The 21,660-nt window shown below is 65.2% G+C and carries 20 protein-coding genes; 9 read left to right on the top strand and 11 right to left on the bottom strand.

Annotated features, from left to right (window positions below):
- Positions 1–12 precede the first annotated feature (12 nt).
- Genes pqqC through IX761_RS04195 form a run of 4 tightly spaced genes read left to right on the top strand, consistent with a single transcriptional unit; the run spans position 13 to position 3,958 of the window.
- The gene (pqqC, locus tag IX761_RS04210) at positions 13–768 is read left to right on the top strand and encodes a pyrroloquinoline-quinone synthase PqqC (RefSeq protein WP_194788370.1); all 756 of its coding nucleotides are present in this window, start codon (positions 13–15) and stop codon (positions 766–768) included.
- Positions 765–1,040: a pyrroloquinoline quinone biosynthesis peptide chaperone PqqD gene (gene pqqD / locus IX761_RS04205; protein ID WP_194788369.1), complete on the top strand. Its 276-nt coding sequence runs from the start codon at positions 765–767 to the stop codon at positions 1,038–1,040. The genes pqqC and pqqD overlap by 4 nt, the downstream gene beginning before the upstream one ends.
- Positions 1,012–2,160 (top strand): pyrroloquinoline quinone biosynthesis protein PqqE, encoded by a 1,149-nt coding sequence (gene pqqE, locus IX761_RS04200; protein ID WP_194788368.1) that lies wholly within the window; start codon positions 1,012–1,014, stop codon positions 2,158–2,160. Before pqqD ends, pqqE begins: the two co-directional genes overlap by 29 nt.
- Positions 2,141–3,958 carry an alpha/beta hydrolase family protein gene (locus tag IX761_RS04195; RefSeq protein ID WP_194788367.1) on the top strand — a complete coding sequence of 606 codons (1,818 nt, stop codon included), beginning with the start codon at positions 2,141–2,143 and terminating at the stop codon, positions 3,956–3,958. Before pqqE ends, IX761_RS04195 begins: the two co-directional genes overlap by 20 nt.
- A gap of 378 nt (positions 3,959–4,336) precedes the next feature.
- On the opposite strand, the gene IX761_RS04190 is transcribed toward IX761_RS04195, so the two are convergent.
- Both IX761_RS04190 and IX761_RS04185 read right to left on the bottom strand, forming a co-directional pair.
- Positions 4,337–4,495 carry a YqaE/Pmp3 family membrane protein gene (locus IX761_RS04190; protein WP_003177654.1) on the bottom strand — a complete coding sequence of 53 codons (159 nt, stop codon included), beginning with the start codon at positions 4,493–4,495 and terminating at the stop codon, positions 4,337–4,339.
- Between the two features lie 167 nt (positions 4,496–4,662).
- Positions 4,663–5,940: an aspartate aminotransferase family protein gene (locus tag IX761_RS04185; protein ID WP_194788366.1), complete on the bottom strand. Its 1,278-nt coding sequence runs from the start codon at positions 5,938–5,940 to the stop codon at positions 4,663–4,665.
- Positions 5,941–6,150: 210 nt separating this feature from the next.
- Here IX761_RS04185 and IX761_RS04180 point away from each other — a divergent pair, with 210 nt between their 5' ends.
- Positions 6,151–7,065, top strand: a complete 915-nt coding sequence (locus IX761_RS04180) for a LysR family transcriptional regulator (protein WP_194788365.1) — start codon at positions 6,151–6,153, stop codon at positions 7,063–7,065.
- Positions 7,066–7,301: 236 nt separating this feature from the next.
- On the opposite strand, the gene IX761_RS04175 is transcribed toward IX761_RS04180, so the two are convergent.
- From IX761_RS04175 to bioB, 9 genes are all read right to left on the bottom strand, one after another.
- Positions 7,302–9,080, bottom strand: coding sequence for an acyl-CoA dehydrogenase C-terminal domain-containing protein (locus IX761_RS04175; RefSeq protein ID WP_194788364.1), 1,779 nt, complete (start codon positions 9,078–9,080; stop codon positions 7,302–7,304).
- 123 nt (positions 9,081–9,203) lie between these two features.
- Positions 9,204–10,487 carry a sensor domain-containing diguanylate cyclase gene (locus tag IX761_RS04170; protein WP_194788363.1) on the bottom strand — a complete coding sequence of 428 codons (1,284 nt, stop codon included), beginning with the start codon at positions 10,485–10,487 and terminating at the stop codon, positions 9,204–9,206.
- A gap of 323 nt (positions 10,488–10,810) precedes the next feature.
- The gene (locus IX761_RS04165; RefSeq protein WP_194788362.1) at positions 10,811–12,616 is read right to left on the bottom strand and encodes a phenylacyl-CoA dehydrogenase; all 1,806 of its coding nucleotides are present in this window, start codon (positions 12,614–12,616) and stop codon (positions 10,811–10,813) included.
- 265 nt (positions 12,617–12,881) lie between these two features.
- Positions 12,882–13,178, bottom strand: coding sequence for a pyrroloquinoline quinone biosynthesis protein PqqE (locus IX761_RS04160; RefSeq protein ID WP_194788361.1), 297 nt, complete (start codon positions 13,176–13,178; stop codon positions 12,882–12,884).
- A 176-nt stretch (positions 13,179–13,354) separates the two neighbouring features.
- Positions 13,355–14,035, bottom strand: a complete 681-nt coding sequence (bioD, locus tag IX761_RS04155) for a dethiobiotin synthase (protein WP_194788360.1) — start codon at positions 14,033–14,035, stop codon at positions 13,355–13,357.
- A 1-nt stretch (position 14,036) separates the two neighbouring features.
- Positions 14,037–14,861: a malonyl-ACP O-methyltransferase BioC gene (bioC, locus tag IX761_RS04150; RefSeq protein WP_194788359.1), complete on the bottom strand. Its 825-nt coding sequence runs from the start codon at positions 14,859–14,861 to the stop codon at positions 14,037–14,039.
- Positions 14,854–15,585 (bottom strand): alpha/beta fold hydrolase, encoded by a 732-nt coding sequence (locus IX761_RS04145; protein WP_194788358.1) that lies wholly within the window; start codon positions 15,583–15,585, stop codon positions 14,854–14,856. Before IX761_RS04145 ends, bioC begins: the two co-directional genes overlap by 8 nt.
- The gene (gene bioF, locus IX761_RS04140) at positions 15,578–16,750 is read right to left on the bottom strand and encodes an 8-amino-7-oxononanoate synthase (RefSeq protein WP_194788357.1); all 1,173 of its coding nucleotides are present in this window, start codon (positions 16,748–16,750) and stop codon (positions 15,578–15,580) included. Before bioF ends, IX761_RS04145 begins: the two co-directional genes overlap by 8 nt.
- A gap of 2 nt (positions 16,751–16,752) precedes the next feature.
- Positions 16,753–17,811 (bottom strand): biotin synthase BioB, encoded by a 1,059-nt coding sequence (gene bioB, locus IX761_RS04135; RefSeq protein ID WP_194788356.1) that lies wholly within the window; start codon positions 17,809–17,811, stop codon positions 16,753–16,755.
- A gap of 89 nt (positions 17,812–17,900) precedes the next feature.
- Between bioB and IX761_RS04130 the strand changes: the two genes are divergently transcribed.
- The 4 genes from IX761_RS04130 to rarD all read left to right on the top strand — a co-directional run bounded on the left by IX761_RS04130 (position 17,901) and on the right by rarD (position 21,572).
- On the top strand, positions 17,901–18,638 hold the full coding sequence (locus IX761_RS04130; RefSeq protein ID WP_194788355.1) for a ComF family protein: 738 nt from the start codon (positions 17,901–17,903) through the stop codon (positions 18,636–18,638).
- 57 nt (positions 18,639–18,695) lie between these two features.
- Positions 18,696–19,460: a TOBE domain-containing protein gene (locus tag IX761_RS04125; RefSeq protein ID WP_194788354.1), complete on the top strand. Its 765-nt coding sequence runs from the start codon at positions 18,696–18,698 to the stop codon at positions 19,458–19,460.
- 185 nt (positions 19,461–19,645) lie between these two features.
- Complete coding sequence (locus tag IX761_RS04120; protein WP_194788353.1) at positions 19,646–20,620, top strand: serine/threonine protein kinase; 975 nt, start codon at positions 19,646–19,648, stop codon at positions 20,618–20,620.
- 64 nt (positions 20,621–20,684) lie between these two features.
- Positions 20,685–21,572 carry an EamA family transporter RarD gene (gene rarD / locus IX761_RS04115; RefSeq protein WP_194788352.1) on the top strand — a complete coding sequence of 296 codons (888 nt, stop codon included), beginning with the start codon at positions 20,685–20,687 and terminating at the stop codon, positions 21,570–21,572.
- Positions 21,573–21,660 lie beyond the last annotated feature (88 nt).

Below are 21,660 nucleotides of genomic sequence, written 5' to 3'. Positions count from 1 at the left end.
GGAGTGCGCTGAATGAATGACGCAACACCGATGTCCCCTGCCGAATTCGAGCAGGCCCTGCGCGCCAAGGGCGCCTACTACCACATCCATCACCCCTACCACGTGGCGATGTATGAAGGCCGTGCCACCCGCGAGCAGATCCAGGGCTGGGTAGCCAACCGCTTCTACTACCAGGTCAACATCCCCATGAAGGATGCGGCGATCCTGGCCAACTGCCCCGACCGCGAAGTGCGCCGCGAGTGGATCCAGCGCCTGCTCGACCATGACGGCGCCCCTGGCGAGGATGGCGGCATCGAAGCCTGGCTGCGCCTGGGCCAAGCCGTAGGGCTGGACCCGGAGCAACTGCGCAGCCAGGAGCTGGTGCTGCCCGGTGTCCGTTTCGCCGTCGACGCCTACGTCAACTTCGCCCGCCGCGCCAACTGGCAAGAAGCCGCCAGCAGCTCGCTGACCGAGCTGTTCGCCCCGCAGATCCACCAGTCACGGCTGGACAGCTGGCCGCAGCACTACCCGTGGATCGACCCGGCCGGCTATGAGTACTTCCGCACCCGCCTGGGCCAGGCCCGGCGCGATGTGGAACATGGCCTGGCGATCACCCTGCAGCACTACACCACCCGTGCCGGGCAGGAGCGCATGCTGGAGATCCTGCAGTTCAAGCTGGATATCCTCTGGAGCATGCTCGACGCCATGAGCATGGCCTACGAACTGAACCGCCCGCCCTATCACAGCGTCACTACTGAACGGGTCTGGCACAAGGGGATCGCCCTATGAGTTTCAACCGTGAACAGGTGCCCACCTGGCGCCCCGGCTATCGTTTCCAGTACGAGCCGGCGCAGCAGGGCCATGTGCTGCTGTACCCCGAAGGCATGATCAAGCTCAACGACAGCGCCGGCCTGATCGGCGGGCTCATCGATGGCCAGCGCAGCGTTGCCGCCATCATCAGTGAGCTTGAACAGCAATTCCCCGGTGTGCCCGAAGTCGCCGACGACATCGAGCAATTCATGGAGGTGGCCCGTGCCGAACACTGGATCACCCTCGCCTGAGGTGCCGGTCGGCCTGCCGCTGTGGCTGCTGGCCGAACTCACCTACCGCTGCCCGTTGCAGTGCCCCTACTGCTCCAACCCGCTGGACTTCGCCGAGCAGGGCAAGGAGCTGAGCACCGCGCAGTGGTTCAAGGTGATGGCCGAAGCCCGCGAGATGGGCGCGGCGCAAATCGGTTTCTCCGGCGGCGAGCCGCTGGTGCGCCAGGACCTCGCCGAGCTGATCGGCGAGGCCCGCAGGTTGGGCTACTACACCAACCTGATCACCTCCGGCATCGGCCTGACCGAGCAGAAGATCGCCGCCTTCAAGCAGGCGGGGCTCGACCATATCCAGATCAGCTTCCAGGCCAGCGACGAGCAGGTGAACAACCTGCTGGCCGGTTCGAAGAAAGCCTTCGCGCAAAAGCTGGCCATGGCCCGGGCCGTGAAAGCCCACGGCTACCCGATGGTGCTCAACTTCGTCACCCACCGGCACAACATCGACAAGATCGACCGCATCATCGAGCTGTGCATCGCCCTGGAGGCCGACTTCGTCGAGCTCGCCACCTGCCAGTTCTACGGCTGGGCGCACCTCAACCGCCTCGGGCTGCTGCCGACCCGCGCACAACTGGAGCGGGCCGAACGCATCACCAACGAATACCGTGCCAAGCTCAAGGCCCAGGGCAGCCCCTGCAAGCTGATCTTCGTCACCCCGGACTACTACGAAGAGCGCCCCAAGGCCTGCATGAACGGCTGGGGCAGCCTGTTCCTGACCATCACCCCCGACGGCACCGCCCTGCCCTGCCACGGCGCGCGCCAGTTGCCGGTGCAGTTCCCCAACGTGCGCGAGCATGACCTCAAGCACATCTGGTACGACTCGTTCGGCTTCAACCGCTTCCGCGGCTACGACTGGATGCCCGAGCCGTGCCGCTCGTGCGATGAGAAAGAAAAGGACTTCGGCGGCTGCCGCTGCCAGGCCTTCATGCTCACCGGCGATGCCAGCAAGGCCGACCCGGTGTGCGGCAAGTCGCCGGACCACGGCATCATCCTCAAGGCCCGTGAAGAGGCCGAGCACGCCACCCTGGAGATCGAGCAGATGACCTTCCGCAACGAGCGCAACTCCCATGTCATCGCCCGTGGCTGAGTTCAGCGCCGCCCAGGCGGTGGCCGCCGGTACCGATTTCGCCGAGCTGAAGGTCAGCCCCGACGGGCTGTTCTGGGTCGAGTTTCGCCCCGCCGACGGCGCTTGCCGGATATGGCACTGGCTCTACCACCAGGCCCGCTGCCTGACCCCTGAAGGTTTCAGCGTGCGCAGCCGGGTCTACGAATATGGCGGTGGCAGTTTCTGCCTGGGTGGCGACGGGCTGCTGTTCGTCAACGAGCAGGACCAGCAGGTCTATACCCAGGCGCTGGACAACACGTCGCCGCGCCCACTGACCTTCGACAGCGCCTGCCGCCACGGTGACCTGCACTGGCACGACGGCGTGCTGCTGATGGTGGAAGAGCGGCATGCCGCGCAGGTGGAGCACCGCCTGGTGGCGCTGGCCGACGGCGTGCGCCAGGTGATGGCCAGCGGCGCCGACTTCTACGCCTCGCCCACCCTCAGCGACGATGGCCTGCGCCTGGCCTGGATCGAGTGGGACCGCCCCGCGCAACCCTGGACCGTCACCCGCCTGATGTGCCGCGAGCGCGGCGTCGACGGCTGGGGCGCGGCACGCTGCATTGCCGGGGGCGACGAATCACTGCAACAGCCCCGTTTCGACCAGGAGGGCCGCTTGTATTGCCTGTCCGACCGCAACGGCCACTGGCAACCCTGGGGCGAGGTCGATGGCCGCTGGCAGGCGCTGCCCGCGGCCCCCGCCGACCATGCCGGCGCACCCTGGCAATTGGGCGCCTGCACCTGGCTGGCCCTCGGCCCGACGCGCTACCTGGCCACCTGGTTCGAGGAGGGTTTCGGTCAGCTGGGCCTGCGCGACAGCGACGGCGAAATGGCGCGCTACGCCAGCGCCTACACCAGGTTCCGCAGCCTGGCGATGGATGACGAACAGCTCTACGCCATCGCCGCCTCGCCCATCAGCCCGCCGGCCATCATCGCCATCGACCGTCGCAGCCACGCTGTGAGCATCCTGGCCGGTGGCGCCGAGGTACTGCCGGCAGCGCGCATCAGCCAGCCCCAGCCGATCCGCTACCCCAGCGGCGATGGCGAAGCCCATGGTTTCTTCTACCCGGCCATGACCGGCGGCAAGGGCCCTTCACCGCTGGTGCTGTTCATCCACGGAGGCCCCACCTCGGCCTGTTACCCGGTGCTCGACCCGCGTATCCAGTACTGGGCCCAACGCGGCTTCGCCGTGGCCGACCTCAACTACCGAGGCAGCAGCGGCTACGGCCGTGCCTATCGCCAAGCCTTGCACCTGCGCTGGGGCGAGGCCGACGTGGAGGATGCCTGCGCAGCAGTGGCGCACCTGGCCGGGCTCGGGCTGATAGACCCGCAACAGGCGTTCATCCGCGGCGGTAGCGCTGGCGGCTACACCACCCTCTGCGCGTTGGCGTTCCATGAGGTGTTCCGTGGCGGCGCCAGCCTGTATGGCGTCAGCGACCCGGTGGCACTGGGGCGCGCGACCCACAAGTTCGAAGGCGATTACCTCGACTGGCTGATCGGTGACCCGGTGCAGGACGCCGAGCGCTATCGCCAGCGCACGCCGTTACTGCATGCACAGCGGATCAAGGTGCCGGTGATCTTCTTCCAGGGCGAACTGGACGCGGTGGTAGTGCCGGAGCAGACACGCAGCATGCTCGATGCGCTCAAGGCCAATGGTATCGAGGCCGAGGGGCATTTCTACCCAGGCGAGCGCCATGGTTTTCGCCAGGCGGCGAACCTGGCGCATGCGCTGGAAGAAGAGTGGAAGTTCTATTGCCGGGTGTTGGCTGAAGCCGCCTGTTGATCTAGCGAAGATCTGTGGCAGCGGCTTGAGCCGGCGCCATGCTAGAGGCTACATACGCCCCCTGTAGGAGCGGCCTCGCCTGGGCGCCGGACCGGCCGGAAAGGGCTGCGCAGCAGCCCCGGCAATTTATGCGGTAACGCAAAAAAAGGGGCCGCTCTGCGGCCCTTCGCGGGCAAGCCCGCTCCCACAGGATTGCGCATTTCTCAACATATGCGCCGTACCTGTGGGAGCGGGCTTGCCCGCGAAGGGCTGCAAAGCAGCCCCAAGTGTGCCTTAACTGACTGGCATTAGCCGCTACGCGCCCCTTTCCGGCCGGTCCGGCGCCCCGGCGAGGCCGCTCCTACAAAAAACGGCTCTCACAGGGTTATCTACATGACCTCAACGCTTGGCGATGATGTACACCGCATGCACGATCCCTGGAATGTAGCCCAGCAAGGTCAACAGGATATTCAGCCAGAACGCTCCGCCGAACCCGACCTGGAGGAACACCCCCAGCGGCGGCAGGAGGATGGCGATGATGATGCGGATGAAGTCCATGCGAGGTGCTCCTTGAAGGGTTTCAACAAAGACTAGCCAGACGGCTCAGAGGTTCCACCCCTGCGCGTTGGGCAAAAAAAACGCCCCGGGCCAAGTACAGCAGGCCAAGGGCGATGCGCAGGAACGCGAGACGGTTCGTTGAAATTCTGTATGCCGGGGGCGGCCGTTCAGGCCGGTACTTCGCGGCGGTTGTGCTGCAGGGCATGCAGGCGGGCGAAAGCCCGGGCCAGGCGCAGCAGCATCTCGTCGATGTTGCCCTTGCTCACGGTGAGCGCTGGCGAGAAACGCACCACATCGGCCTGCGGGGCGTTGAGCAGCAGCCCCTCGCTCAGCGCGGCCTCCACCAATGCCTTGGCACTGTCTTCACGCAGTTGCAAAGCCCACAAAAGGCCCTGCCCGCGCACCTCGCCCTGGCCGTAGCGACCCGCCAGGCGGCTGAGGCCATCGCGCAGGTGCCGGCCGCTGTCCTGTACCTGCTCGAAGAAGCCTGGCTCCAGCACGGTCTGCAGCACAGCCAGGCCTGCCGCGGTCATCAACGCGTTGCCATGGTGGCTGCCTTCCAGCTCGCCCGGCTCGGCACAGCAGGCGCTGCCCCGGGCCAGCAGTGCCGCCAAAGGCACGCCGCCCCCCAGGCCCTTGCCCAGGGTGACGATGTCGGCGCGCACGCCGTAGGTTTCTTCGGCCAGCAGCGCGCCGCAACGTCCGACGCCAGTCTGCACTTCATCGAGAATCAGCAGGATGCCTAGCTCACGGCACAGCTGTTCGACGCCCTGAAGGTAGTCGCGGGTGGCAGGGATCACCCCGGCCTCGCCCTGAATCGGCTCGAGCATGATCGCCACGGTGCGTGAGTCCACCGCTGCGTGCAGCGCCGCCAAATCGTTGAACGGCACCTTGCTGAAGCCCGGCAGGCCTGGCTCGCAGCGATTGCATGGCAGCGGGTCGGACGCCGACAGCGCGCCCAGGCTGCGGCCGTGGCAGCCCTGGCTGGCGGTGATGATGTGATAGGCGCCGTTACGGTGCCGCTGGCCCCATTTGCGCGCCAGCTTGATCGCGCCTTCGCAGGCTTCGGCGCCACTGTTGAGCAGGTAGGCCTGGTCGCTACCGGTGCTCTGGCACAGGCGCTCGACCAGCTCGAGCAGGCTGCGGCTATGGAAGCCGGCACCCGGGTTGATCAGTGCCTGGGCCTGGTTGCCCAGCGCCTTGACCAGCACACTCGGGCTGTGGCCCAGGCTGTTGACCGCACAGCCCTGGGTGAAGTCCAGGTAGGCGTGCCCTTCGCTATCCCATAGCCAGGAACCCTGGCCACGCACGAATACCTGCGGTGCGCGTTCGCTGCCCGGCATCAGCCGTTCAAGGGTGTCCTGCGCGTCGACCGATTCGGCGGCCGGGACACGCTTGGGCTCGGCCACGGCAGGGGCCGGGCGGCGCAGGTTGAACAGGTTCATCGGGGCTCCAGCCGTGCACGGTCGTCGGCGGTCAAGGCTCCCGGTCGAATGCCGGAATCGATATTTTGCCTTGCCTATCAAAAGTGTTTTTCACTCGGGGTAACAATCGCCGTCAGGATTGCTGTAACCCGCTGTAATACGGCGATAGACTAGGCGCCGAGGCGCTTCGGGGCCATTTCGTTTTTCCAGCTTTTTCGATAAGTGTTGCTTATGGATTTTCGCCAACTGCGCTATTTCGTCGCGGTCTATGAAGAAGGCCATGTCGGCCGTGCCGCCGAGCGCCTGTCGCTGTCCCAGCCCGCCCTGTCGCAACAGATCCGCCAGCTCGAGCACAGCCTGGACCTGAGCCTGTTCGAACGCAGCAACAAACGCCTGCTGCCGACCCTGGCCGCGCATACCCTGTACAACCACGCAGTGCCCCTGCTCGACGGCCTGCAGCGCGCCCACGAGGCCATGCGCAACTTCAAGGGGCAGTCGCTGCGCACCCTGGCCATCGGCGTGCTGCAGACCGTTCGCCCCAGCCTGGTACCCCAGCTGCTGGAGCGGGTGCGCAAGGCCCAACCACACCTTGTGGTGCAGATCTATGAACTGTCGGGGCTGGAGATCGAGCGGCGTCTGCTCAATGGCAACCTGGATATCGGAATCAGCTACCTGCCGCCGCGCCAACCTGGGCTACATGGCATGCCGCTGTACGAAGATGAGCTGCAACTGGTCATCCCCAATACTCATCCGCTGAAGGACTTCAAGAAAGTCTCGCTACGCCAGGCTGCGGAGCTGCCGATGCTGATGCTGGGCGAGGAGTTCCAGATCCGTCAGATCTGGAAGGCACAACTGGCCAACCTGGGCCGCAGGCCGCAGGTGCAGGCGGAGATGAACAACATGGCGGGGATTCTCGACAGCCTGGCGCACACCGCGTTGGCGACCATCCTGCCGGGCCGCGCCAAAGACGCGGCTGAAGACGACCAGGGGTTGCTGTGGAAGCCATTGAGCGAGCCACGGGTACCGCTGAAGGTTGGGCTGGTGTACCGCGACGCCCAGCGCCAGCAAGCTTCGGTGGAGTTGCTGCGCGCCTTGCTGGAAGAGGAAACCGACGCGCGCCAGTTGGGTGTGTCACCGCTCGGCTGAAAAACACGCGCACAGAGAAAACCCCGCCGAAGCGGGGTTTTCCAGACTGTTTCCCTTTTGACTTCCCTTTCGTCCCACCATCCTAGTGAGAATTCCTTGCGTGTCCCTGTTCTGTCCTTTGCGCGTCCTGCGCTACGTCCATGTGACAAAGAGTAACCGTGGATCCAATCTTAGGAAAGAGGCGAAAAGTCACCACGTCGTGTAAGACATTGCTTACAAGAACTTACCTTCCCTGATCAGAACTGCTCGTTCTCCAACAGGTATAGGGATTCACTGCCCGCCTTCACCGAGGCGGCCAGCGAATGAACCCGTGGCAACAGGCGTGCGAAGTAGAAACGCGCCGTACCCAGCTTGGCGCCGTAGAACGCGGCGTCACCCTCGCCAGCCTTGGCCGCACGCGCCATCAACGCCCACATGTAGGCATAGGCCACATAGCCGAAGGCGTGCAGGTATTCCACCGACGCCGCGCCAATTTCGTTGGGGTTGCCCTTGGCCTTGTCCAGCACCCAGGCGGTCAGCTCGTCGAGCTGGTCGAGGGAGGCGGCCAGCGGCTTGGTGAATTCACCCAGCTCGCCACCGGCAGTGGCGATGAACTGGCGGATCTCGTCGGCGAACAACTGGTAGTAGGCCCCACCGCTGGCCACGACCTTGCGGCCCATCAGGTCCAGGGCCTGGATGCCGTTGGTGCCTTCGTAGATCTGGGTGATGCGCACGTCGCGCACCAGTTGCTCCTGGCCCCATTCGCGGATGTAGCCGTGGCCGCCGAACACCTGCTGGCCATGCACGGTGCACTCCAGGCCCAGGTCGGTCATGAAGGCCTTGGAAACTGGCGTCAGCAATGCCACCAGCTCTTCGCTGCGCTTGCGGGTGGTGGCGTCTTCACTGTACTTGGCGGTGTCCAGCTGCATGGCCACGTAGGTGGAGAAGGCCCGGCCGCCTTCGATCAGCGCCTTCATGGTCAGCAACATACGGCGCACGTCGGGGTGGACGATGATCGGGTCGGCAGCCTTGTCCTTGGCTTGCGGCCCGGTCGGCGCACGGCTCTGCAAGCGGTCACGGGCGTATTCGACGGCGTTCTGGTAGGAGCGCTCGGCCGAAGCCAGGCCCTGGATACCCACACCCAGGCGCTCGTAGTTCATCATGGTGAACATCGCCGCCAGGCCTTTGTTCGGCTCACCAACGATGTAGCCCACGGCTTCGTCGAAGTTCATCACACAGGTGGCCGAAGCCTGGATGCCCATCTTGTGCTCGATGGAGCCACAGGTGGCCGGGTTGCGTGCGCCGAGGCTGCCGTCTTGGTTGACCAGGAACTTGGGCACCAGGAACAACGAAATGCCTTTGGGGCCGGCCGGGGCGTCCGGCAGCTTGGCCAGCACCAGGTGGATGATGTTTTCGGTGAGGTCGTGCTCGCCGCCGGTAATGAAGATCTTGGTGCCACTGACCTTGTAGCTGCCATCAGCCTGCGGCTCGGCCTTGGTACGGATGATGCCCAGGTCGGTGCCGGCGTGGGGCTCGGTCAGGCACATGGAGCCGGCCCAGACACCGGCGTACATGTTCGGCAGGTACTGCTCTTTCAACGCTTCGCTGGCATGGGCGTTGATCGACAGGCAGGCGCCGGCGGTGAGCATTGGGTACAGGCCGAAGGCCAGGCTCGAGGCGTTGACCATTTCCTCGACCTGGGCCGAGATGGCCTTGGGCATGCCCATGCCGCCGAACTGCGGGTCGCCCCCCACACCCACCCAGCCACCCTCGGCGAAGGTCTGGTAGGCCTCGATGAAACCGGCCGGGGTACGCACCGCGCCATTGTCCCAGTGGCAGCCTTCCTCGTCGGCGGCGCGGCTCAGCGGGGCGATGGTCTTGCTGGTGACCTTGCCAGCCTCTTCCAGCACGGCCATGGCAGTGTCGGCGTCAACCGCCTCGGCCAGGGCGGGTAGCTGCGACCAGAGTGTGGCCACGTCGAAGACTTCATTGAGGACGAAGCGCATATCGCGCAGGGGCGCTTTATATTCAGCCATGACAACCTCTCGCTATAAGGGTCGGGGCGGTCCGTCGGGACCGCGGCACTGGGATGGACTCAGTGTAACCGAACAACTTTTACGAGACATAGGGTCATCATAAGACCGAATGGTCCGTTATAGTCACGCCATGCGCACGGCCCCACGCCGCGATTGCTGACCGAAGGTCATCACGCAATTACGCCCTGCTCCTTTGGCACTGTAGAGCGCCTGGTCGGCGGACTTGAGCACTTCGTCGGGGTTGCGATGCTCCACCTGGCGCTCGGCGACACCAATACTGATGGTCACCGACACCGTGCTGTTGGCACTCGCCCCACGGCGCTGACGGCCAGCGGAGTCATCCTGCGGCCGGCTGTTTTGGTCGCGCAGCTGGATGGCGTAGTTGGCGATCATCTCGCGCACCGCCTCCAGGTGCGGCAGGCATTCTTCGGCGGTCTTGCCGGCGAACACCAGGGCGAACTCCTCGCCACCGTAGCGGTAGGCACGCCCGCCGCCGGTCACCTTGGACAGCCGGCTGGCTACCAGGCGCAGCACCTGGTCGCCAACGTCGTGGCCATGGGTGTCGTTGAATTTCTTGAAGTGATCGACGTCGGACATGGCAATCACGTAGTTGCGCCCCAGGCGTTGCATGCGCTCGTTCAGCGCACGGCGCCCGGGCAGGCCGGTCAGCTCATCGCGGAAGGCCATCTGGTAGGCCTCGTGGGACACCGCTGCGGCGATCATCAGCATCACCTGGCTGCACATGATGTTCAGGGTAAAGGGCAGGATGAAGGTCTTGGGCAGCATCCAGAAAATGCCGATCAGGCCGATGATCTGCGCCGCATGCAGTGGCCGCGGCTCACGCAGGTACTGCACCACCAGCAGGATGAACACCAGGATGAACAGCGGATAGGCCAGCTGGATCAGGCTCATCCACTGGCCGTGCAGCGAGGGCCAGCGGATTTCCGCCAGCCAGCCGAGCAGGGCCTCGGGAAAGCTCTGTTCCAGTGCTAGCGCCACACTGCCGACAGCGAACAGCACGGCGAAACGGGCGAGCATGTCCTGGGCCAGGTGGGTGCGCTCCTGCCAGGCCGCGTAAAGCCCGAACAAGGCCGGCAGCAACAGGCAGACGAGGTGGAAGATGACCGCCGCATCCTCACGCACACGGCCATTGTCACGGTAGAAGTCGGTCTGCGTATCGAGCAGGAAATAGGCGATGTACACCGCGACCATCAGGAACAGCTCGCGCTGACGGCGGTACACCGCGCAATAGGCGCCACCCAACAGCAGAACCAGGGTGGGCAGAACGTTGAACAGCGATGTGAAGAAGACGCTCAGGTCTCTTACATAGGCTGCCGCAAGCCCTGACACCAGCAGAAACATCGAAGGCAGGAAGTGGCTCGCGCGTACAGCGGATAGACGAAACAAGGGTAATCTCCAACCCGGCAGATCAATAATGGCATTGTGCCCCTAGTTCATCGGCAACGCACATGAATAGATGAATATTGGCGTCGGTTTAACGGCGGTCAGGCGGGATGCTTGAGACGTGTTCGTTACTGGATGCGACACCTGGTCGATTTCCACACGCCTTGTGGGAGCGGGTTCACCCGCGAATGCGCTGGCGGCTGTACTGACCTATTCGCGGGTAAACCCGCTCCCACTAGGGGCACACGCTGCCTGTTGCTGAAGCCCGAACCAAAAAAAAACCGCCTGCCGGTGAGGGCAGGCGGTTTTTTGTACAACCGACGGGCTTAGATGGACAGACCGAAGTCTTCTTCCTTCATCGCCATCAGGTTGTCAGCACCCGACAGGATCGCCGCAACGTGGGTGCGGGTACGCGGCAGGATGCGCTGGAAGTAGAAGCGCGCGGTCTGCAGCTTGGCGGTGTAGAACGCCTCTTCGCTGGTGCCGGCAGCCAGCTTCTCGGCGGCCAGGCGGGCGATGTCGGCCCAGAAGTAGGCCAGGCACGCGTAGCCGGAGTACATCAGGTAGTCCACCGAAGCGGCACCCACTTCCTCGCGGTCCTTCATCGCGGCCATGCCGATCTTCATGGTCAGCTCGCCCCACTCCTTGTTGATCGCGGCCAGTGGCTCGACGAACTCCTTGGTGGCCTCGTTGCCTTCCTGCCCCTGGCAGAACTTGTGAACGATCTTGGTGAAGCCCTTGAGGGCTTCGCCCTGGGTCATCAGCACTTTACGGCCGAGCAGGTCGAGGGCCTGGATACCGGTGGTGCCTTCGTACAGCATGGAGATGCGGCTATCGCGCACGTTCTGCTCCATGCCCCACTCGGCGATGAAACCGTGGCCACCGTAGATCTGCACACCGTGGTTGGCGGCCTCGAAGCCGACTTCGGTCATGAACGCCTTGGCGATCGGGGTCAGGAACGCCAGCAGGGCGTCGGCCTTTTTCTTGGCCTCTTCATCCTGGCTGTACTTGACGATGTCCACTTGCTGGGCGGTGAAGTAGACCATCGCGCGGTTGCCTTCGGCAAAGGCCTTCATGGTCAGCAGCATACGACGCACGTCCGGGTGGACGATGATCGGGTCGGCCGCCTTTTCCGGTGCTTTCGGGCCGGTCAGCGAGCGCATTTGCAGGCGGTCACGGGCGTACTTCAGGCCACCCTGGAACGCCACTTCGGCGTGGGCCAGGCCTTGCAGCGCGGTACCCAGGCGAGCGGTGTTCATGAAGGTGAACATGCAGTTCAGGCCCTTGTTGGCTGGGCCGATCAGGAAGCCGGTGGCGCTGTCGAAGTTCATCACGCAAGTGGCGTTGCCGTGGATGCCCATCTTGTGCTCGAGCGAACCGCAGCTGACGCCGTTGCGCTCACCCACACCGCCTTCGGCGTTGGGCAGGAACTTGGGCACGATGAACAGCGAAATACCCTTGGTGCCGGCCGGGGCATCGGGCAGGCGGGCCAGGACGATATGGACGATGTTATCGGCCATGTCGTGCTCACCAGCCGAGATGAAGATCTTGGTGCCGGACACTTTGTAGCTGCCGTCGGCCTGAGGTTCGGCCTTGGTGCGCAGCATGCCCAGGTCGGTGCCGCAGTGCGGTTCGGTCAGGCACATGGTGCCGGTCCATTCGCCGGATACCAGCTTGGTCAGGTAGGTGTGCTGCTGCTCGGGGGTGCCGTGCTCGGAGATGGTGTTCATCGCGCCGTGGGACAGGCCTGGGTACATGCCCCACGACCAGTTCGACTCACCGACCATTTCGCTCAGGGCCAGGCCCAGCGACTCTGGCAGGCCCTGGCCGCCGTGCTCGACGTCATGGGCCAGGCTCGGCCAGCCGCCTTCGACGAACTGCTCATAGGCTTGCTTGAAGCCGGTCGGGGTCTTAACACCTGACTCGCTCCAGGTGCAGCCTTCCAGGTCGCCGACGCGGTTCAGCGGGGCCAGTACCTCTTCACAGAACTTCGCGCCTTCCTGCAGGATCGCGTCGACCATGTCGGGCGTAGCGTCCTGGCAGCCCGGCAGGCTCTCATAGTGCGCTGCATAGCCAAGCAGTTCGTCGCGGACGAAGCGGATATCACGCAAGGGGGCTTTGTAATCAGGCATTGCGATGAACCTCTGTGATGAGTTCTCTGGGGAGACCGCTGACACCGACCAACGCTTGGCGGCTATCGATCAAACAAGTGTTTGAAACTTACGTTTAGGTGGCGCCGATGTCAAGAAAGGTGTGGCGCCATTTCAGCCGCCGAACATGGCATTTACGCCACTACCCTTCAAACGCATCGCGGGGCAAGCTCGCCCCCACGCAACGCCACAGGACGGGGCGTGGGAGCGGGCTTGCCCCGCGATGTTGCTGGATGCGCTGTGACGATCAGGCGTAGGTGTCGATGAAACGACCGAGCATTTCGTCCGAAGCCTTGGCGACTTTCACGCCCAGTTCGACTTCCTGCTTGCCCAGTGCCAATTGCACGGTACTGGTGGCCAAGTCCAGTTGCTGGCTGCGGTCGACACCGCGCAAGCGCTCGGCCTGGTAGTCGCTGGACTGGCTGGTATTGCCCCGCTCGACCACGCTGCCGGCGATCTGCTGGGCGGCCTGGTCGACGCGGTTCTGGCCAGTTTGAATGGCCCCAAGGCCCGCGTAGAAGGCGGAGCCGGTGTTGATTTCCATGTCAGGACTCCATGACGCTGGATAGTGAACAGGCCTTATTAAAGCAGCACACCCGGCAAAAGGCCCGTTTAAATCGCTAATAGCCTAGTGCCATCCAATAGATCCGAGTGATGCCTCACCCCGATGTGATACAGAATCCGTAGGAGCCGGCCTTGCCGGCGAACAGCGACGATAGGCTAATCCAGCAGGTCCAGTTGCAAGTGTGCGGCCACCGCCTCCGCCCCGGCTTGCTTGAGCCAAGGTACCCGCCCCAGGCAAGGCGCTGGCAAGCGCTCGGCCAGGCTCGAGAGATTCTCTTCCAGCCGCGACGTCCGCGGGTCGACGATGTTCGCCACCCACCCGGCCAGTTGCAGCCCATCCCGGGCGATGGCTTCGGCACTCAGCAGTGCGTGGTTGATGCAGCCGAGGCGCACCCCGACCACCAGGATCACCGGCAGCCCCAGGGCAATGGCCAGGTCAGACAAGTTGGCGTGGTCGGAGAGCGGCACGCGCCAGCCACCGGCGCCTTCGACCAGGGTGAAGTCAGCGTTCTGCGCCAGCACGTGCAGCATGGCGTCGCGCAACACCGGCACGCTCAACGCCACACCGGCCTCACGCGCAGCCACATGCGGCGCGATGGCCGGCTCGAAGGCGAACGGGTTGACCGCTTCATAGGGCAGTTTGATCGAGCTTTCATCGATCAGCGCCAGGGCATCACTATTACGCAAGCCTTTCGCCGTGACCGTGCACCCCGAGGCCACCGGCTTGGCGGCCAGCGTGCTCAGCCCCAGTTGCCGGGCCGCATGCAGCAGCCCGGCCGCGATGGTGGTCTTGCCCACATCGGTGTCGGTACCGGCGATGAAATAGGCCTGGCTCATCTCATTGCTCCTCTGCCATGGGCTTGCGCAGCACACCATAGACCACCTGGTAGGTGGCCGGCAGCCCCTCGGGCTGGCGGAACTGCTCGTAGGCCTGCAAAAGCCCCTGCATCCGCGCCCGCCCGGTGAGCCCCGAAGGCCGCCCGGGGTTGAGATTATGGGCGCCGAGCGCCTTCAGTTCATGGGTCAGGCTGCGCACATCGGCGTAGTGCAGCACATGGGCGCGACGCTCCAGGCCGAGCAGTTGCAGCCCGCTTTCGCCACACAGTCGCTGGTAGTCCTCGAACTGGCGGAAGCGATTGACATGGACCATCCCGTCCACCGCCTGCCAGCTGGCACGCAGTTCATCGAGGGTGCCCACGCACAGGCTGCTGAAGGCCATGACACCGCCCGGACGCAGCACCCGCCGGGCCTCGCCCAGGACACTGGCGAACTGGCCACACCACTGCACCGCCAGGCTGCTGAACAGCAGGTCGATGCTGGCATCGCGCAGCGGCAGCCGTTCGGCATCACCGGCCACATGGTGCTGCGCGCCACCCTGCTCGCGTGCGTGGCGCAGCATGCCTTCGGCGATGTCGACGGCCACACCGCTGGCCGCAGTGAAGCGTTCGGCCAGCACCCGGCTGAAATGCCCCGTGCCGCTGCCCAGGTCGAGCCAGCGCAGCGGGGCCAGGTCTTCTGGCAAGCGGTCCAGCAACCCCACGCCCACCGCGCGCTGCAAGGCCGCGACGCTGTCGTAGCTGGCCGCCGCGCGGGAAAACGAAGCCGCCACCTGGCGCTTGTCCGGCAGGCTGCCGGGCAGGGTGGGCTGGGAAAGGTCAGTCATCGCCACTCTCATGCAGGAAACTCTTGATACCCGCCGCCAGCTCCTGTGGGTATTCCAGCAGGAAGGCGTGGGAACTGTCTTCGACCAGCCCGACTTCCACGTCTGGCAACAGGTCGCTCAGGGCCTTGGCCGCATCCGCCGGCACCAGCGCATCGCTGCCGGCGAACAGGTGCAGTTGCGGGCCGCCGTAGTGCTCCAGGGCGCTGCGGGTGTCCAGCTTGGCCAACACTTCAAGGCCGCTGGCCAAGTACAACGGATCGGTATCGGGCACCCCCACGCCCAGCTGGCGCAGCAACGTGCGCGGCTGCAACGCGCCGTCGCTGCACAGGGTGCGAAAGCGCTTGAGGGTGACCTGGGTGTGGCTACGGCAACCGTCGAGGAAGGTACCGAAGGTGTCCTGCGCCATGCCGTGCGGCCAGTCCGGCCGGGCAACGAAGCTGGGGTTGCTGGCCAGCGTGAGCAGCCCGCAGCAATGGTCACCACGTTTGTGCGCCAGCTCGCTGGCCAGCATGCCACCCAGCGACCAGCCGCCCAGCCAGGTGTCGGTCGGCAGCAGACGGTCGAGGTGCTCGACCCAGGCCTGCACGTCGCTGTCGGCCAGTTCCGGCAGCGGCATCAGCTCGACCTGAAGGCGTGAATCCTGGGCGCGCAGGCTGGCGGCCAGCGGCTCCAGCGAGGCGGTGCCCAGCCCCCAGCCGGGCAAGAGAATCAGTCGGTTACGCATCGGCGGGCTCCAGCTGTGGATGGCACTCGGCCAATGCATTCAACAATAGCTGGACCTGCGCCTGGCTGTGGGCGGCGCTCAGGGTGACGCGCAAGCGCGCGCTGCCGGCAGGCACGGTGGGTGGGCGGATCGCCGTCACCAACAACCCGCGCTCGCGCAGCATCCTCGACAGCGCCATGGCCCGCGCAGCATCACCGATCAGGATCGGCTGGATCGCCGTGTGGCTATCCATGAGCGTGAGGCCGATCTGCTCGGCGCCCTCACGGAACTGGCGGATCAACGCGGCCAGGTGCTCGCGGCGCCAGCGCTCGCGCTGCAGCAGTTCAAGCGCCTTGAGTGTGGCGCAGGCCAGCGCCGGTGGCTGACTGGTGGTGTAGATGTAGGGGCGGGCAAATTGCACCAACGCTTCGATCAGCTCTTCGCTACCCGCGACGAAAGCGCCCGAGGTGCCGCACGCCTTGCCCAGCGTGCCGATCAGTAACGGCACATCATCGACCCCCAGCCCAAACTGCTCGACCAGGCCGCCACCGTTGGCGCCCAGCGTGCCCAGGCCATGGGCGTCATCGACCATCAGCCAGGCACCACGGGCTCGCGCTACCTGCGCCAGCGCCGGCAGGTCTGCACAATCGCCGTCCATGCTGAACACGCCATCGGTCACCACCAGGGTATTGCCGGTGGCCTTGTCCAGGCGGCTGGCCAGGCTGGCCGGGTCGTTATGCAGATAGCGGCTGAAACGGGCACCACTGAGCAGACCACCATCGAGCAAAGAGGCATGGTTGAGGCGGTCTTGCAGCACCGTGTCGCCCTGCCCCACCAGCGCGGTGATGGCGCCGAGGTTGGCCATGTAGCCGGTGGAGAACAGCAGCGCCCGCGGCCGCCCGGTCAGCTCGGCGAGGGCTTCCTCGACCTGATGGTGCGGCGTGCTGTGGCCAATCACCAAATGCGAAGCGCCACCACCCACGCCCCAGCGTTCGGCGCCATCGCGCCACGCCTGGATAACCTCGGGGTGGTTGGCCAACCCCAGGTAGTCGTTGCTGCAAAAGGCCAGCAGCGGCTGGCCATCGACCACCACCTGCGGCCCTTGCGGGCTTTCCAGCAGTGGTCGCTGGCGGTAAAGGTCCGCGGCACGCCGTTCGGCCAGCCGCGCGGCGAGGTCGAAGGCCATGTTCAGGCCGAGGCTGCGTCGTAGAACAGCTCGCTGCTGCGCTGCTCGACCAGCGCCTGCTCGATGGCCGCCTGATGCACTTCGTCGGCGTGCTCTTCGCGGGCTTCGGGCTGGATGCCGAGGCGGGCGAACAGTTGCATGTCCTTGTCGGCCTGCGGGTTGGCGGTGGTCAGCAGCTTCTCGCCGTAGAAGATCGAGTTGGCGCCGGCCATGAAGGCCAGGGCCTGCATCTGCTCGTTCATCTGCTCGCGGCCGGCGGACAGCCGCACGTGGGACTTGGGCATGAGGATACGGGCGACCGCCAGCATGCGGATGAAGTCGAACGGGTCGACGTCTTCTGCATTGGCCAGCGGTGTGCCGGCGACCTTGACCAGCATGTTGATCGGCACCGACTCCGGGTGCTCCGGCAGGTTGGCCAGCTGGATCAACAGGCCTGCGCGGTCGTCCAGCGACTCTCCCATGCCGAGGATCCCGCCCGAGCAGATCTTCATGCCCGCGTCACGCACATAGGCCAGCGTTTGCAGGCGCTCGCTGTAGGTGCGGGTGGTGATGATGCTGGTGTAGAAGTCGGGCGAGGTGTCGAGGTTGTGGTTGTAGTAGTCCAGGCCGGCCTGGGCCAGGGCCTGGGTCTGCTCCTGGTCGAGCTTGCCGAGGGTCATGCAGGTTTCCAGGCCCATGGCCTTGACCCCTTTGACCATCTCCAGCACGTAAGGCATGTCTTTGGCCGACGGGTGCTTCCACGCCGCGCCCATGCAGAAGCGGGTCGAGCCGATGGCCTTGGCCCGGGCGGCCTCTTCCAGCACTTTCTGCACTTCCATCAACTTCTGTTTTTCCAGCCCGGTGTTGTAGTGACCGGACTGCGGACAATATTTGCAATCTTCCGGGCAGGCGCCGGTCTTGATCGACAGCAGCGTCGACACCTGCACGCGGTTGGGGTCGAAGTGCGCGCGGTGCACGGTCTGCGCCTGGAACAGCAAGTCATTGAACGGTTGCTGGAACAGGGCCTTGACCTCGGCCAGGGACCAGTCGTGACGTGTTGTTGCAATTGCGCTGGCGCTCATCGGCGTTTCCTTATCTAGGGTCTGACTGACGCCGGGACAACAAAGCCCTACAGCGCATCACGGATAGCCCGAATAGTCACGGAAGGCCCATGAACTGTCAACCAAACATAAAATCACTGGTTTACAACTGTTTAAATATCGATCAATTGTGTTTGCTTTGTGACGAGCCCGCCAGGCAAGCCTATCCGCTGTGCACGGCCTGCGAAGGCGAGCTGCCGTGGCTGGGTGACCAATGCCTGCGCTGCGCCTTGCCACTGGCCATGGATGGCTTGGTCTGCAGCACCTGCCGGCGCCATGCCCCAGCGTTCAAGCAAGTGATCGCCACGTGGGAATATGGTTTTCCGGTCGACACCCTGATCAGCCGCTTCAAGCACAACAGCCAGTGGCCACTGGGGCGGCTGATGGCGCAGTTGCTCGGCTATGCGCTGGAACACCGCTACGGCGAAGGCCTGCCCCGCCCCGACCGGCTGTTGCCGGTGCCACTGGCACGGCGTCGGCTGCGCCAGCGTGGTTTCAACCAGGCAGCGATGCTGGCCCGCTGGCTGGCCAGGCAATTGCGGCTGCACAGCGACGAAAGCGTGCTCGAACGCACCCGCGACACCCCTACGCAGCAGGCCCTGGGCGCCAGGGCGCGGCGACGCAACCTGCGCCAAGCCTTCGCGCTGCGCCCCGGCGCCGATGTCGAAGGCCTGCACCTGGCGGTGGTCGATGATGTGCTGACCACTGGCACCACCGCCCAGGCGATCGCCCGGTTGCTGCGCAAATCTGGCGCCCGTCGTGTGGATATCTACTGCCTGGCCCGCACCCCCAGGCCGGGCCAGGCTTGACTTGGCCGCAGGTGGGCGGCAACGTCGCAGCACCCCCACCACACCCGAACCCTGCCCATGTCCCTGCCCGCCCTGCTCACCCAGCACATTGCCCGCCGCCCACAGCGCATCGCGCTGTTGCAGCACGTCGCCGAACAAGGCTCGATCACGCGCGCCGCCAAAGCCGCAGGAATCAGCTACAAAGCCGCATGGGATGCCATCGACGAGCTCAACAACCTGGCCAGCCAGCCCCTGGTGGAGCGCAGCACCGGCGGGCGTGGCGGCGGCGGTGCGCGGCTATCCGCCGAAGGTGAGCGGGTGCTGCGCCTGTACCAGCGCCTGCAAGCGCTACAGGCGCAACTGCTCGAAGCCGCGGAAGAGACCAGTGACCTCGACCTGCTTGGCCGGCTGATGCTGCGCACCAGCGCACGCAATCAATTGCAAGGTCAGATCACCGCGCTGCGCCGCGAAGGCCGGCATGACCGCATCAGCCTGGCCCTGGGCGGTGGGTTGCAAATCGAGGCGCTGATCACGCCCGGGAGCACGGAAGGGCTGGAGCTGTCGCTCGGTTCCACCGTGGTGGCGCTGCTCAAGGCCGGCTGGGTGCGGTTGCTGGGGGCGCAGGAGGAGGCCGAGCACGGCAGCAATTGCCTGGCAACCCGCGTCGAGGAGGTCCTGCCGGCGGAGGACGATGCCTGCGAGGTGCGCCTGGCGCTGGGCAATGGCCAGACCTTGTGCGCATTCGCCGAAACCGACTGGCTGGCATGCCAGGGTATTCGGCCCGGCAGCGAGCTGCGTGCGCAATTCCATCCCGCCAACGTACTCCTGGGCGTCCCCGTCTAGCCTGGCACGGGCTGCGCCCGTGTTCGCGGGCAAGTCGCAGCGGCGAACCGCCGCTCCCACAGGGATCGCGCGAGGTCTTTAAATTGTGAGCAAGACAGCTGCTCCCACCGGGTACGCGCTGGCCTCAAGCCATGGGCAATCTGCGCTACCATGCGCCCATGCTGTCCCCCTGCCTGGAGCGCCTGATGTCCCACCCCTTCGACACCCTCACCCCCGACCTCGTGCTGGACGCCGTTGAAAGCCTGGGCTTTCTCAGCGACGCGCGGGTGCTGGCGCTCAACAGTTATGAGAACCGCGTGTACCAGGTGGGCATCGAAGGGGCGCAACCGCTGATCGCCAAGTTCTACCGCCCAGGGCGCTGGAGCGATACGGCGATCCTCGAAGAGCACGCCTTCAGCGCCGAGCTGGCCGACTGCGAAGTGCCCGTGGTGGCGCCGCTGCAACATGAAGGGCGCTCGCTGTTCGAGCACGCGGGCTTCCGCTTCGCCCTGTTCCCCCGCCGTGGCGGCCATGCGCCGGAGCCCGGCAACCTCGACCAGCTGTACCGCCTTGGCCAGCTGCTCGGCCGCCTGCACGCCGTCGCCGCCACCCGGCCATTCCAACACCGCGAACATCTGGCGGTGGATAACTTCGGCCATGCCTCACTGAACACCTTGCTCGAAGGCGGCTTCGTCCCCCGCGAGCTGCTGCCGGCTTTCGAGTCCGTGGCCCGCGACCTGCTCAAACGTGTCGAGGACATCTACGCCCGCACACCGCACCAGATCACCCGCCTGCACGGTGACCTGCACCCCGGCAACCTGATGTACCGCGACGAGGCCTATCACATGGTCGACCTCGACGACTGCCGCATGGGCCCCGCGGTGCAGGACCTGTGGATGATGCTCGCCGGCAACCGCGAGGAGCGTTTGGGCCAGTTGGCCGAACTGATCGACGGCTACAACGAGTTCCACGATTTCGACCCGCGCGAGCTGGCCCTGATCGAGCCGCTGCGCGCCCTGCGCCAGCTGCACTACAGCGCCTGGCTGGCACGGCGCTGGGACGACCCGGCGTTCCCGCCGAGCTTCCCTTGGTTCGGCCAGCCGCGCTACTGGGGTGACCAGATCCTCGCCTTGCGCGAACAGATCGCCGCACTGGATGAAGAACCGCTGAAATTGTTCTAGAAGCGCGCGGCAAGCTGTCTACAATAGGCGTCGCGTTATTTAGCTACCTAAGCAAGGATTTTGCATGCACGCCGCCAACCCGCGTCGCGGGTACATTCTGGGCCTCGCCGCCTACATCATCTGGGGCCTGTTCCCCCTGTACTTCAAAGCCATACAGAGCGTCCCGGCGGTGGAAATCATCGTTCACCGGGTGCTCTGGTCGGCGCTGTTCGGTTCGCTCCTGCTGCTGGTATGGAAACACCCCGGCTGGTGGCGCGAACTGCGCGACAACCCACGGCGCCTGGCGATCCTGGCCCTGAGCGGGGCGCTGATCGCCGGCAACTGGCTGACCTATGTGTGGGCGGTGAACAACGGGCGCATGCTCGAGGCCAGCCTGGGCTACTACATCAACCCGCTGATCAATGTGTTGCTGGGCATGCTGCTGCTCGGCGAACGCTTGCGCCGCCTGCAATGGCTGGCGGTGGGGCTGGCGGCGCTGGGGGTGGCACAGCAGGTGTGGCAGGTCGGTAGCCTGCCCTGGGTGTCACTGGCGCTGGCCTTGTCGTTCGGCTTCTATGGGCTGATCCGCAAACAGGCGCCTGTGGCTGCATTGCCTGGGCTGGTGGTCGAAACCTGGATGCTGGTGCCCTTGGCCATTGGCTGGTTGCTGCTGCACCCGGCTGCGAACAGCGCCAACATGGACTTCTTCAGCAGCAGCGAAGCGCTGTGGCTGATCGCTGCCGGCCCGGTGACCCTGGTGCCGCTGGTGTGCTTCAACGCCGCTGCACGCCACCTGCCTTACACCACCCTGGGCTTCCTGCAATACCTGGCACCGACCCTGGTGCTGTTGCAGGCAGTGCTGCTGTTCGGCGAGCACCTGTCGTCCAGCACGCTGCTGGCCTTCGCCTGCATCTGGGCCGGTTTGGCTGTGTATAGCGTCGATGCCTGGCTCAGCCTGCGCAAGCGCGCCTGATCAAAATTTAACCAAACCTGTGCAGGCCGCGGAATACGTGGCCTGCGGCAAGGTCTCCAGAGGTTATCCACACCCTCGTCCCCGTGCT

The sequence above is a fragment of the Pseudomonas sp. UFMG81 genome (genome assembly GCF_015354575.1).
Classification (GTDB): Bacteria; Pseudomonadota; Gammaproteobacteria; order Pseudomonadales; family Pseudomonadaceae; genus Aquipseudomonas.
Note: the sequence above shows the minus strand (reverse complement) of the source record. Positions and strands in the feature narration are given on the sequence as shown.